The sequence below is a fragment of the Suttonella sp. genome, assembly GCF_056855035.1.
On sequence record NZ_JBXGGR010000113.1, the window covers coordinates 46,412 to 57,655 of the forward strand.

At 48.6% G+C, this 11,244-nt stretch carries 16 protein-coding genes and 1 pseudogene; 11 read left to right on the forward strand and 6 right to left on the reverse strand.

Annotated features, from left to right (window positions below):
- Position 1: 1 nt before the first annotated feature.
- The 8 genes and pseudogenes from ACJHVI_RS10180 (at position 2) to ACJHVI_RS10215 (ending at position 5,693) form a co-directional block, all read left to right on the forward strand.
- On the forward strand, positions 2 to 328 hold the full coding sequence (locus tag ACJHVI_RS10180) for a YbaB/EbfC family nucleoid-associated protein (RefSeq protein ID WP_483184638.1): 327 nt from the start codon (positions 2 to 4) through the stop codon (positions 326 to 328).
- A 1-nt stretch (position 329) separates the two neighbouring features.
- The gene (recR, locus tag ACJHVI_RS10185) at positions 330 to 938 is read left to right on the forward strand and encodes a recombination mediator RecR (RefSeq protein WP_483184624.1); all 609 of its coding nucleotides are present in this window, start codon (positions 330 to 332) and stop codon (positions 936 to 938) included.
- A gap of 220 nt (positions 939 to 1,158) precedes the next feature.
- Complete coding sequence (gene rpmH / locus ACJHVI_RS10190) at positions 1,159 to 1,296, forward strand: 50S ribosomal protein L34 (protein ID WP_115218954.1); 138 nt, start codon at positions 1,159 to 1,161, stop codon at positions 1,294 to 1,296.
- A 28-nt stretch (positions 1,297 to 1,324) separates the two neighbouring features.
- Entirely contained in the window at positions 1,325 to 1,666 is a 342-nt protein-coding gene (gene rnpA / locus ACJHVI_RS10195) for a ribonuclease P protein component (protein ID WP_483184625.1), read from the forward strand.
- The gene (gene yidD, locus ACJHVI_RS10200; RefSeq protein WP_115218955.1) at positions 1,663 to 1,899 is read left to right on the forward strand and encodes a membrane protein insertion efficiency factor YidD; all 237 of its coding nucleotides are present in this window, start codon (positions 1,663 to 1,665) and stop codon (positions 1,897 to 1,899) included. The genes rnpA and yidD overlap by 4 nt, the downstream gene beginning before the upstream one ends.
- Before the next feature lies 1 nt (position 1,900).
- Positions 1,901 to 3,568: a membrane protein insertase YidC gene (gene yidC / locus ACJHVI_RS10205; RefSeq protein ID WP_483184626.1), complete on the forward strand. Its 1,668-nt coding sequence runs from the start codon at positions 1,901 to 1,903 to the stop codon at positions 3,566 to 3,568.
- Entirely contained in the window at positions 3,565 to 4,917 is a 1,353-nt protein-coding gene (gene mnmE / locus ACJHVI_RS10210) for a tRNA uridine-5-carboxymethylaminomethyl(34) synthesis GTPase MnmE (RefSeq protein ID WP_483184627.1), read from the forward strand. The genes yidC and mnmE overlap by 4 nt, the downstream gene beginning before the upstream one ends.
- Before the next feature lie 22 nt (positions 4,918 to 4,939).
- Positions 4,940 to 5,693: pseudogene (locus ACJHVI_RS10215) on the forward strand (hypothetical protein).
- Here the strand turns inward: ACJHVI_RS10215 and ACJHVI_RS10220 are convergent.
- Positions 5,690 to 6,073 (reverse strand): YqcC family protein, encoded by a 384-nt coding sequence (locus tag ACJHVI_RS10220; protein WP_483184629.1) that lies wholly within the window; start codon positions 6,071 to 6,073, stop codon positions 5,690 to 5,692. The pseudogene ACJHVI_RS10215 and the gene ACJHVI_RS10220 overlap by 4 nt on opposite strands.
- Positions 6,074 to 6,209: 136 nt before the next feature.
- Between ACJHVI_RS10220 and ACJHVI_RS10225 the strand changes: the two genes are divergently transcribed.
- Positions 6,210 to 6,728 (forward strand): disulfide bond formation protein B, encoded by a 519-nt coding sequence (locus ACJHVI_RS10225; protein ID WP_112862634.1) that lies wholly within the window; start codon positions 6,210 to 6,212, stop codon positions 6,726 to 6,728.
- Positions 6,729 to 6,825: 97 nt separating this feature from the next.
- On the opposite strand, the gene ACJHVI_RS10230 is transcribed toward ACJHVI_RS10225, so the two are convergent.
- Positions 6,826 to 7,143 (reverse strand): hypothetical protein, encoded by a 318-nt coding sequence (locus tag ACJHVI_RS10230; RefSeq protein WP_483184631.1) that lies wholly within the window; start codon positions 7,141 to 7,143, stop codon positions 6,826 to 6,828.
- Positions 7,144 to 7,203: 60 nt separating this feature from the next.
- Positions 7,204 to 8,217, reverse strand: coding sequence for a tRNA (adenosine(37)-N6)-threonylcarbamoyltransferase complex transferase subunit TsaD (tsaD, locus tag ACJHVI_RS10235; protein WP_483184632.1), 1,014 nt, complete (start codon positions 8,215 to 8,217; stop codon positions 7,204 to 7,206).
- Between the two features lie 208 nt (positions 8,218 to 8,425).
- Between tsaD and ACJHVI_RS10240 the strand changes: the two genes are divergently transcribed.
- Positions 8,426 to 9,421 carry a YhdH/YhfP family quinone oxidoreductase gene (locus ACJHVI_RS10240; RefSeq protein ID WP_483184633.1) on the forward strand — a complete coding sequence of 332 codons (996 nt, stop codon included), beginning with the start codon at positions 8,426 to 8,428 and terminating at the stop codon, positions 9,419 to 9,421.
- Complete coding sequence (locus tag ACJHVI_RS10245; protein WP_483184634.1) at positions 9,402 to 9,899, forward strand: DUF6630 family protein; 498 nt, start codon at positions 9,402 to 9,404, stop codon at positions 9,897 to 9,899. Before ACJHVI_RS10240 ends, ACJHVI_RS10245 begins: the two co-directional genes overlap by 20 nt.
- 61 nt (positions 9,900 to 9,960) lie before the next feature.
- Here the strand turns inward: ACJHVI_RS10245 and ACJHVI_RS10250 are convergent, their stop codons facing one another.
- The 3 genes from ACJHVI_RS10250 to ACJHVI_RS10260 are packed head-to-tail and all read right to left on the reverse strand — an operon-like array spanning position 9,961 to position 10,954.
- Complete coding sequence (locus ACJHVI_RS10250) at positions 9,961 to 10,206, reverse strand: hypothetical protein (RefSeq protein WP_483184635.1); 246 nt, start codon at positions 10,204 to 10,206, stop codon at positions 9,961 to 9,963.
- Entirely contained in the window at positions 10,200 to 10,514 is a 315-nt protein-coding gene (locus ACJHVI_RS10255) for a GNAT family N-acetyltransferase (RefSeq protein WP_483184636.1), read from the reverse strand. The genes ACJHVI_RS10250 and ACJHVI_RS10255 overlap by 7 nt, the downstream gene beginning before the upstream one ends.
- Positions 10,511 to 10,954 (reverse strand): MarR family winged helix-turn-helix transcriptional regulator, encoded by a 444-nt coding sequence (locus tag ACJHVI_RS10260; RefSeq protein ID WP_483184637.1) that lies wholly within the window; start codon positions 10,952 to 10,954, stop codon positions 10,511 to 10,513. The genes ACJHVI_RS10255 and ACJHVI_RS10260 overlap by 4 nt, the downstream gene beginning before the upstream one ends.
- Positions 10,955 to 11,244 lie beyond the last annotated feature (290 nt).

Below are 11,244 nucleotides of genomic sequence, written 5' to 3' on the forward strand. Positions count from 1 at the left end.
GATGTTAAAAGGTGGATTGGGCGGCATGATGAAAAAAGCTCAGGAAATGCAGGAAAATATGCAAAAAATGCAGGCTGAGCTGGTCAATAAGAAAGTGACGGGGCAAGCCGGCGGCGGCGCGGTCGAAGTGGAATTGAACGGTCATTACGGTTGCACGCGCGTACAGATTAGCGCCGAGACGATGAATGAAGACAAAGAGATGTTAGAAGCGTTGATTGCCGCCGCGGTAAATAATGCAGCTGTGAAAGTGCAGGAAATGACACAGTCGGAAATGAGCAAAGTTACCGCAGGTATGGGATTGCCGGCAGGTTTCAAACTGCCGTTTTAAGATGTCTTTTTCCCCTAGCTTCGACCGATTGGTCGAAGCGCTGACCTGCCTACCCGGTGTAGGCGCAAAAACCGCCCAAAGAATGGCTTTGGATTTGCTGCTGAAAAAGCAAACGCAAGCCGCGCAATTGGCGGAAGCGATAGAACACGCCCTGCATACGGCGCAACGCTGCGAATCTTGCCGCAATTTGAGCGATGAAGTGACCTGTTTGATTTGTCGCAATGCACATCGCGACCAGCAGACGCTTTGCGTTGTGGAAGCGCCTGCGGATGTGCTGGCAATCGAGCAATCCACCGATTATCAAGGCTTGTATTTTGTCTTAATGGGACATATTTCGCCGCTTGATGGTATAGGTCCAGAGGCTTTGGGACTTGATATCTTGGATAAACGTTTGGCTCAAGGAGAAATCAAGGAATTGGTATTGGCAACCAACAGCACCTTGGAAGGCGAGGCAACCGCCTATTTTCTTAATGAATTGGCAGCTAAACATCATGTTCGTGCGACGCGCTTGGCGCATGGCGTGCCGATTGGCGGGGAATTGGCTTATATTGATAAAGGCACTTTATCTTTGGCATTTAAAACCCGCGCTATTTATCAATCGAATGAATAATAGAAAAAGAAATGGCAAAGACGGTTTTTATCCAAAATGCCTTGTTAGTTGAAATCTCTTTTTTCAGGAAAATAATGCAATTGGAAGAGACGCAGGTATTTTCCGATACGGGGCAACCGCCGGAATGGCACTTTATGTGGCGTTCTATGTGTTGAAATATTTGACTTGTTTTAATAAACACCGTATTATCCCGCGCTTTGAATTTTAATAGGAGACAATAATGTCAAAACGTACTTTCCAACCTAGTAATGTATCACGCAAACGTACTCACGGCTTCCGTGCGCGCATGGCTACCGCCAATGGACGCAAAGTCTTAAGCCGCCGCCGTGCCAAAGGCCGTCATCGTTTGACCGTGTAATATCTGCTTGCGCGTGTGTGCCGCCTTTGTGCGAGAAGCGCGACTGACGCAGCGCGCGCAGTTTGATCAGGTATTTTCCGCCCCTGAACAGAGAAGCAGCGACCGCTATTTCACTGTACTGGGGCGTTCTTGTATGGAATCGCCTAAGTTTTCCCGTCTCGGTTTGGTAGTGGCGAAAAAGCGTGTTGCAAAAGCGCATGAACGCAATCGCCTTAAACGCATTATTCGCGAATCTTTCCGTTTGCAGATGTTAAGCCCGGACGCGAAAACCATAGATATTATCGTGATGCCGAAATCAGCGGCGGCATTAGCGGATAATGCGAGTTTATTTGCTTCATTGCAAAAACATTGGCATAGAATACAACAGTGAAAAGATTCCTGATCGGATTGATTAAACTATACCGCTTAACCCTTAGCCCTTATATCGGTCGGCAATGCCGTTTTGAACCGAGCTGTTCGCATTACGGCGAAGAGGCGATTCAAACCCACGGCGCATTGTACGGCTCTTGGCTTACCGTCAAACGCATTTGCCGCTGCGGGCCTTGGTCTAAGGGCGGCTATGACCCCGTTCCAGAAAAAAGTGTGGAGAAATATGAAAAGTAATATGCGTGTAATTTTGTATGCTTTGGCAGCAGGATTAATTTTCATCTTATGGCAGCGCTGGCAATTGGCGAATATGCCGCAAAACCCTACCGCACAAATACAAATCGATCCTTCTGCTTCCGATGCCGGTGTACCGTCGGTCAGCGCTTCAAATACGTCGATGAATGCGCCGGTTGCCGCTCATGCTAATGCTCAGGAGCAGTTTGTCCGTGTGCGTACCGATGTGCTGGACGTCTTAATTAGCACGCGCGGCGCCACGCTGATGCAGGCCGATTTGCTGAAATATTCCGTGAGTTTGAAAGATGATCAGGCATTGGCTTTGATTCGTCAAAACGACCCCAACCGCATGCAGATGACCTCGGGCATGGTTAGCGCTGCACGCGATGAAGCCTCGCCCACGCACACCGCTTTATGGCAGAGCGCGCAAAACGAATATGTGCTGGCGGAAGGGCAAGACAGCCTGACGGTGCCTTTTACCTGGCAGAATGAACAAGGTCTCAGCGTCAGCAAAACCTTTACTTTCCATCGCGGCAAATATGAATTCGAATTGCTGCAGCAATTAGACAACAGCAGCGCAAACACATGGCAAGGCATTGCCTATAATCAAATTGCTTTCGGCAAAGCCCAAGGCTCGCAAGGCTTATCCAATATCGCCACTTTTACCGGCGCGGTCTTATCATCGGCGGATAACCGCTATGAAAAAATCAAATTAAGCGATATCGCAGACACTAAAAAAGCCGCGAAATCCGTCAATAGCACAGACGGCTGGGTAGCCATGATTCAACATTATTTCATCGCCGCCTTAGTACCGAAAAACAGCGTGCCGCATGTGCTTTATACGCAATACAATCCCAATAACGGCGATCATATCGTCGGCGTGAAATCGGAAGTGCTGAGCATTCCCGCAGGAAGTCGATACGAGTTCAGCAGCAGCGCTTATGTCGGGCCGAAAATCGTTAAAGACCTTGATCAGGTAGCACCGTATTTGGATAAAACCGTTGATTACGGCATGCTTTTTATGATTTCGGAATTCATGTTTAAAGTCATGGAGCTGATTCATAAAGTGATTGGCAACTGGGGCTGGGCGATTGTGGTCATGACCCTGTTGATTAAATTGCTCTTTTTCGTGCCCTCGGCTTGGGCTTACAAATCGATGGCGAAAATGCGCGCTCTGCAACCTGAAATGACGCGCCTGCGCGAGCTCTACGGCAATGACCGCCAAGCCATGAGCCAAGAAATCATGAAATTGTATAAGAAAGAACAGGTCAATCCTGCTAGCGGCTGCCTGCCGATGCTGCTGCAAATTCCTTTCTTCATTGCTTTCTACTACATGCTTGCGGAATCAGTGGAACTGCGCCATGCGCCTTGGATGGGCTGGATTCAAGATTTGTCGGCAATGGATCCGTATTTCATCCTGCCGATTATCAATATGGGCTTGATGTTCTTACAGCAAAAACTCAATCCACCGCCGGCTGATCCCATGCAGCAAAAAGTCATGCTCATGATGCCTTTGATTTTCGGCTTTATGTTTATGTGGTTCCCTTCAGGTTTGGTGCTGTATTGGACGGTATCGAACGCTTTCGGCATTGTTCAGCAATCGCTGATGAACAAACGCTACGGCGAACCGCACAAAGCGCCGCAAAATCATCATGCCAAACAATCCTCATGATTGGACAGCATGATACGATAGCCGCGATTGCAACGCCCTCTGGAACAGGGGGCGTTTGCATTATCCGCATCAGCGGCGCGCAGGCATTGGCGATTGCCAAACAATTGAGCAAAATAGAAGATGTGCGCAAACGCTATGCGCATTTTGCCCATTTTTACGCGCAAGACGGGAGCTTAATCGATCAAGGTATTTTGCTGTATTTCCAAGCCCCGCATTCTTTTACCGGCGAAGACGTGGTCGAATTGCAGGGACACGGCGGGATTGCAGTGGCTAATGCCTTGCTCGGTGCGGCATTGGATAGCGGCGCACGACTGGCTGAAGCAGGGGAATTTACGCGGCGCGCCTTTTTAAACGATAAATTGGATTTAAGCCAAGCCGAAGCGGTCGCCGATTTGATTGCCGCGCGTTCTACGGCGGCAATGCAGGCGGCAAACCGTTCCTTGCAAGGGGAATTTTCCCGTCAGGTAAACCGTTTGGGCGATGAGATTTTGCAGCTGCGCGTTTATATCGAAGCGGCGCTGGATTTTCCGGAAGAGGAAATCGATTTTATCAGCGAAGGCAATATCGAAGCGCGTCTTTTGGCTTGGGGCGAGAAACTCTCCGCCTTATTACAGCAATCTGAGCAAGGCAAATTGCTTAATGAGGGCATCGATTTAGTCTTGGCAGGCAAACCGAATGCGGGCAAATCCAGCCTTTTAAATGCGCTTTCGGGAGAGGACCGCGCGATTGTAACGCATATTGCCGGCACCACGCGCGACATCTTGCGCGAATCCATTATCATTGAAGGCATTCCCATCAATCTGGTGGATACGGCGGGATTGCGCGAAAGCGAAGACATTGTCGAGCAAGAGGGCATTCGTCGCAGCCATCAGGCGATTCAGCATGCCCAACTGATTGCCTTGCTGATTGCCGCAGATGATATGGATGCGGCAGAAATCCTAGATTTGGAAACGCAGCTGCGCGAGCGCGCCGGCAATAGCCCGATTGTAAAACTCTATAATAAAGCGGATTTGGTGGACGCTTCGCTGCAAGCACAATATCAAGACGGCTTATGGCTATCCGCCAAAACGGGGCAAGGTTTGGAAGCGGTGCGCAAGAAAATCGCCCAATTGGCAGGCAAGACGGAAAGCGAGGCGCCTTTTATTGCGCGGGAGCGCCATATTCGCGCTTTGGATAAGGCGCAGCAGCATTTTCTACAGGCATGGCAGGCATTCCAAGGACATCGCGCCGCCGAATTATTGGCTCAAGATTTGCGGCTTGTGCATGATGATTTGGGCGAAATTACCGGCAAAGTTCATGCCGATGATTTATTAGGCGAAATCTTTTCGGGATTTTGCATCGGCAAATAATACGTCTTATTAGGAGTAAAGCATGAGTCTCACCTTTGACAGCGAAGGTTTTCCGGATTTTTTCGCCCAAGCGCCTATCTTGCATATTCAAGATAAATTGGCATGGTTTTTGGGGGCGGCAGATTTGGGGTTGCTGCAATACCGCTATGCGGATGCCGTAAAATTGGCGGGGCATTCTTGTCCGACGGTTGCCGCCGCCTATTTAATGACTTTGGCAGGCATTAAGGCTTTATACGGCGAAGAGCTTGCCCAACGCGGCGAAATAGAAGTATTTTTTGCCCAATCGCCGGATAGCGGCACTACCGGCGTCATGGCGAGTATTGTGCAATTGCTCACGGGCGCGGCAAGCGATACGGGCTTTGCCGGCATTGGCGCGCAAGCTTTGTTTAAGCGCAGAAATTTATTGCAATTTAATGCCGATATTGAAGCAGTAATGCTGATGCGCCGCCAGGATATAGTCAAAGAAATGAAAAAGTGGCACAGTAATGCTGCTAACAGGTAGCGCAGAGAGTACGGCGAGATGTGTTTAAATTGTAACTCTTTTTGAATTCCTTGACTATAACGGCGATGCGGTAAGCATCGCGCTGAATACGGAGATTGTGCCTTGGCCGGAAGAGATGCGCGCTTTAATGCCGAAAGTGATGAGCGGATTGGCGGATGTGCAAGAGCAAAGCCGTTTTGCCCGATTATGGCAGGAACGCGTATCTCAGATGTTGTTGCATCATGCCGAGGACTCGCAAATGATTCAGCTGAAACAATGCCTTTTTCCCGACTAAGATAAGCTTTGCCCGATGACGGCCTGCCATTTGTCTTTGGCACCGCCCATGACTAAGGCGTCTAATAATTCAATTATTTGCAATAAGCCCGTGCTGTCGCGGTCGCTGCCTTTCCATGCTTCTTCTGCAATCGCCAGTAAATTGCTTTGGGCAGGCAGACGGCCTGTTTGATTCATAAAGGCCTGCATTTTAGGGATGTACACCCATTGCAGCCATTCGCTAAAACGCAAATAATCTATGCAAAAAGGCTCTTTGCTGTTCAGCGCTTCTACCGGCGGCGCTTGGGATTGCCACCAGCCGATTGTCCGCATTTCCGTTTCCAGCAAGGCTAATGCTGCTCGCATTTCATTAAGTACAAGATCTTGATTATTTACGCTCATTTGATATCCGAATTTTTTGCATACAGGTATCATCAATGGCGGCAGCTATGAAAAATACAAGGCATTTACGATAATTTAGTCAAGCACAGGGGGCATTTGCTACAATGCGCGCCTTATAGATTAGATAGGAAAAAGCATGTTAGAGACACATAAACGTATTGCTTTATTTATAAGCGGCCTAGGCGCTTGGGGCTTAATTCTTTTTGCTTGGCTGTATTTGGAAAAAACGCTTTATCTGGCACCTTGTCCGCTGTGCATGATGCAGCGGCTCGCATTCGCAATAGCGGGAAGCTTTATGATATTGGAAGCGGTTTTTTGGCCTGTAAAACCGATAAGCCGCACGATATTGATGATTGGCAAATATGCGGGCATTTTTTTCGGCTTGGGCTTAAGCGCCAGACATTTGCATATTCAAAGTTTGCCTGCCGGCGAAATTCCTGCCTGCGGCTTCGATTTCTGGGGCACTTTAGATAAGAATGGATTTTGGAATGGTTTGTTGCAATCGATGCAGGGTACCGGCGATTGTGCCGTCGTCGATAAATTTTTAGGCTTATCCATTCCGCTATGGTCTCTCTTGGCATTCGCCGCTTTATTGATGATTGCCATGATTTTTGGCAATCCGCGCGAGCGTTTTCCGCATAGACAGCAGCATTAATAATCTTATTCTTGTTTCAGATGCCGATTTATCCCCGAAGATTTCAGTTGATGTTCGGGGATAATTTTTTATCCTCTCTTGAATAAAAAAGCCGGCATTAGTCCGTTGAATCGCTTAGATGCGCATCATGCGCTTTGAAATTGAAATAGGTATAGAAATATTGCTCGGCTTTGCTGATGCGGAAGGTAATGTCGCTGTCATCATCCACATAGCCCGAGGCGGCGACAAGGTTGAGCAGTTTTTCATCATTGGCATCCTGTGCTTCTTGTTGGTCAACCACAATGCAGCAGTAGTCCATGGCTTGTGCTTGGCTGCGCAGTTGCAGATAGAGTCCCGTATATTCAAATAAAGGAAATTCGTGTTGTTCTAGAATGCTGCTATCGGTCAGCAGCTCGATGCGAGAGAAGTCCGCCATATTGTCCTCGGAAAAAGGCGCATTGTCGCTTGCCGAGCGGCTTTAGGCAAGCGAGGCGTTTTAGGCGGAGAGCGCTTCCAATGACCAACGCGCTTTGATGTCTAGGGATAAAGCCGCGCTTTTGCCGATATCGAGACGGCGGGCGGCGGCATGGGCAATCATTAGGGCATTGTCGCCGCATAGCGAGAGTTCGGGGAAGAAGACGCGGCGTTTTAAGGCTTGCGCTTTTTTCTCCAGTCCGCTGCGCAGGGCTTGGTTGGCGGATACGCCGCCTGCGATGACCAAATCGCGGTAGCCGCTTTCCTGCCAAGCACGCTGGCATTTGATGAGCAGGGTTTCGACAATGGTGTGTTGAAAACTGGCGGCAATGTCGGCATGCGCCTCGGCGGGTTCTTGTTCGATAAGCAGGCGGACATGGGTTTTTAATCCCGAAAAACTGAAGTCCAGCCCCGGGCGGTTGGTCATAGGGCGCGGCATGTCGTAGCGTTTCGGGTTGCCTTGTCGGGCGAGTGCGGCCAGTTCTGGTCCACCAGGGTAGGGAAGTCCCATGATTTTTGCGGTTTTGTCGAAGGCTTCGCCTACGGCGTCATCTAGGGTTTGTCCGAGTAGGCGGTATTGTCCGATGGCATCAACGGCGAGGATTTGCGTGTGTCCGCCTGAAACCAGTAGGGCAAGAAAGGGCAGCTCGGGTTGTTCAGCTGCCAATAAGGGCGAGAGCAGATGTCCTTCCATATGATGAATGGGATAGGCGGGGATATTAAGCGCATAGGCAAGGCTGCGGGCATAGCCCGCGCCGGTCATTAAGGCACCGAGCAGACCCGGGCCTGCGGTGTAGGCAATTGCATCAATGTATTGCAGGCTTAATTTTGCCTCGGCAAGGGCTTGTTGCAGCAGAAGCGGTAGGCGTTTGAGATGGTCGCGTGCCGCCAGTTCAGGTACTACGCCGCCGTAGGCACGGTGCATGTCGATTTGGCTGAATACTTGATTGGCGAGCGCGCCGCGTCGGCAGTCGTAAATCGCCACGCCTGTTTCGTCGCAGGACGATTCTACCGCCAGAATAATGTTAGCTTTCATCAAAAATTCCTTTTCGGTTGACCCCTCGCCATTTATGGCGGTAGGATTTTATCGGGAGCAGCAGTAAGCGCTTCCTATTTATGGCAACACCTAGAGCGACGCTTTATGTGTTGTCCTGTGTGTTGAAACCTTAGCAGGCGCGGATTATCGCCCGATTGTGGCATAAAGACAATTCCTTGCTTACACTATGCCTTTTTCAGGGGGATTCATGCGAGCCATACGAATTCATGGATATCCAGAGGCAAATGCTTGTCTGGTGGAAGATGCTGCGCCGCCTAGCGGCGAAGTGCAAATTGCGGTGCAATATAGCGCTCTGAATTATAAAGATATGCTGGCGATTACCGGTGGCGGCAAAGTGATGCGGCAGTATCCACTGATTGCCGGCATCGATGCGGCGGGTGTGGTGCAGGCTTCTGCGGATGCTAGGTGGCAAAAGGGCGATGCGGTCTTGGTGGCGGGTGCCGGTTTGGGCGAGCAAGTGAACGGCGGTTTGGCGCAAATGATTGCGGTCAATGCCGACAGTATCGTTCCCATACCAAGCGCTTGGACGAGCAAAACCGCAATGTTATTAGGCACGGCAGGATTTTCCGCTGCTTTGGCGGTTGATAAATTGCTCAAACACGGCATTGTGCCTGAAGACGGCGAAATCGCCGTTACAGGAGCTAATGGCGCGGTCGGCTTGTGGGCGGTGCAGATATTGGCCTATTTGGGCTATGATGTTGTGGCATTGGCACGTTCGCCTGATGCGCATGAAGCCTTGTTTTATCAAGTGGGTGCGCAAAGAATTCTGTCTTTGGCAGAGGTGAAGGATAGTCCCAAAGCCCTGCATTCGGCGCAATTTGCCGCCGCGATTGATACCTTAGGCGGCGCGAGTTTGGCAGCATTATTGAGCAAAATTCAGCCGCATGGCGCGGTCTGTGCAATCGGTATGGCGGAAAACAGCATTTGGCAGGGCTCTGTCATGCCCTTTATCTTGCGCAGCGTGACTTTGTACGGCATCAGCTCTAGCCATTGCCGCAGCGGACAGCGGGAGCAAATCTGGTCTTGGTTGGCAAAATTATTCGACAGCGATTTTGTCGCGCACATGCCTTATCAAGAAATCTTTTTAGATGAAGTTATTCCTGTCTGTCGAGATTGGGAGAAGCGCCCCGCAGGACGCATTATTGTTAACACAGGAAGCGCAAATGAGTTTCTCTCCTTATAAAAATACGCAAATTGATGCCGCAGAATTGTTGCTTGAACTATTCTGTCCGCCCGAGCAATCTTTAGACAAAACCCTTGCCGCCTTTGCTGATGCACTGGAAGATATTGATGATGAAGAAGCGCCGATTTATCTGCTGCTGCATCAAGCATTAGGCAAAAGCGGCAGCTATTTTGCGCTGCAAGAAGACAGCGCCGCCCTCATCGAAAGTCTGAGCCAAGTAGGCGAGCAGTGGGGCGCAAATCTGCTCTTCGGCGCACGCGATTGGGAAGGCAGTTACACGGAATATAGCGACAGCGTGGATTTGCTTGCCATCGCCGCATTGGAATTACATGCCTACGGACTTTGCCTATGGCAATGGGAAGGCGGTGAAGACATCTTAAGCGGCTTTATCAGCCGCCTTGAAGATGCGGATTTGGTGGAAAAATTAGTATTGAAATGCGAAGCGGATTGCTGGCAAGTGGAAGAATGGGAAGTGTAAATTTATAAATTACGGATATTGAAGAAGTTTTTGCTGATATTGGCGGTGAAATGTGTGTGTTTTACAAACTGTTTTGCCGCTTTCTTGTCCGAATACTGATCAACCCGAACACAGGCTTGGTAACCAGCGCATGATATGCTTTTTCGTCAATCCGTCCGTTTTTACAAAATACATCAAGATAATCATTATTATCTTGCGAACTAAAATCCATCATCTCAAAACCGTTTTTCACATAAAACGCTTGGCGTTTGACCTGTTGGACGTGGTTGTCCGCTTCTGTGTTATCCGCCGTTTCAATGTCTAACACAATGGTTTTACCTGCTTTTTTTGTTCAATCAGTGCCAAAATTTTTGAGCCGTAGCCTTTAGAATGTTGGCGTTCGTCCACCGCCAAATACAGCACAAAGGTTGCTTTTTTGTCGTTAATCAAATACACAAATCCGACAAATTCGCCCTTATCCAGCACCGCCCAAAAATCCACATCGCACCGCAGCGACATCAGCACAAGCAGCGGTATGGGAAAACGTGCTTTTTTAGGAAATACCGCATGATACAGCTGTTTAAAATCAGAAAAATGCGGTGAAAATGGACGGATATTTTTAACGGTTAAATTCATATTTGTACACCTAAATGTTTGGCAAGTACGCCTTGTAAGTCTCTTAATTCATTTAATAAAAATTCAATTCTCTCCACGCCAAATTCGGCGATTGCCTTATTTTCTTGGGCGAGTAAATCGGCAATAATCGGCTCGGCAAAAGCTCGCCCTTTATCGGTAAAATGCAGTACTTTTTGGCGTTTGTCCTGCTCGCTCGGTTCGCTGATTAAAAGACCGTTAGCGATGAATTTTTGGCATAGGGTATTGACCGTTTGTTTGGCGATTTGGCATTTATCAGCGATGTGCGATTGGCTACAGGCTCCGTCAATCCACAGCATGTAGAGTATGCCAAGTTCATTAGCGTTAATGTTGTGCCTTTTGGCAAATTGGGCGTAATCGGTGAGCATTTGGGTGCAAATGTCGCCGATTTGATCTAATTGGTTAGGGAAATGATTGGTCATAAAATAGTCCTAATATTGACGATATAGTGAATTTTAGTCAATTTACGGACGATTTACAAGGGGGTTTTAAAAAGTTTTATTATAATGTGTGCTTTATTCAAAAAAATACGCCTATGAAAAAACAGCCGTCCAAAAATGAACTAATAGAAGGCTCTAGACTAGCAGAGTGATTGGTATAATTTATTGCAGAAGCGACTATAAATGTTTTTCTAAATCATCAATACTCTGCTTCCGGCGCCATTCGCATTCTTTCAAATGCCATTCGAAATTTTTGCTTACACCGTTAAATT

Excerpts from the sequence above, each read along its gene's own strand:
- ACJHVI_RS10180 (WP_483184638.1), top strand. The coding sequence starts at position 2 with ATGTTAAAAGGTGGATTGGGCGGCATGATGAAAAAAGCTCAGGAAATG.
- recR (WP_483184624.1), top strand. The coding sequence starts at position 330 with ATGTCTTTTTCCCCTAGCTTCGACCGATTGGTCGAAGCGCTGACCTGC.
- rpmH (WP_115218954.1), top strand. The coding sequence starts at position 1,159 with ATGTCAAAACGTACTTTCCAACCTAGTAATGTATCACGCAAACGTACT.
- yidC (WP_483184626.1), top strand. The coding sequence starts at position 1,901 with ATGCGTGTAATTTTGTATGCTTTGGCAGCAGGATTAATTTTCATCTTA.
- mnmE (WP_483184627.1), top strand. The coding sequence starts at position 3,565 with ATGATTGGACAGCATGATACGATAGCCGCGATTGCAACGCCCTCTGGA.
- ACJHVI_RS10220 (WP_483184629.1), bottom strand. The coding sequence starts at position 6,073 with ATGAGCGTAAATAATCAAGATCTTGTACTTAATGAAATGCGAGCAGCA.
- ACJHVI_RS10225 (WP_112862634.1), top strand. The coding sequence starts at position 6,210 with ATGTTAGAGACACATAAACGTATTGCTTTATTTATAAGCGGCCTAGGC.
- ACJHVI_RS10230 (WP_483184631.1), bottom strand. The coding sequence starts at position 7,143 with ATGGCGGACTTCTCTCGCATCGAGCTGCTGACCGATAGCAGCATTCTA.
- tsaD (WP_483184632.1), bottom strand. The coding sequence starts at position 8,217 with ATGAAAGCTAACATTATTCTGGCGGTAGAATCGTCCTGCGACGAAACA.
- ACJHVI_RS10240 (WP_483184633.1), top strand. The coding sequence starts at position 8,426 with ATGCGAGCCATACGAATTCATGGATATCCAGAGGCAAATGCTTGTCTG.
- ACJHVI_RS10245 (WP_483184634.1), top strand. The coding sequence starts at position 9,402 with ATGAGTTTCTCTCCTTATAAAAATACGCAAATTGATGCCGCAGAATTG.
- ACJHVI_RS10255 (WP_483184636.1), bottom strand. The coding sequence starts at position 10,514 with ATGAATTTAACCGTTAAAAATATCCGTCCATTTTCACCGCATTTTTCT.
- ACJHVI_RS10260 (WP_483184637.1), bottom strand. The coding sequence starts at position 10,954 with ATGACCAATCATTTCCCTAACCAATTAGATCAAATCGGCGACATTTGC.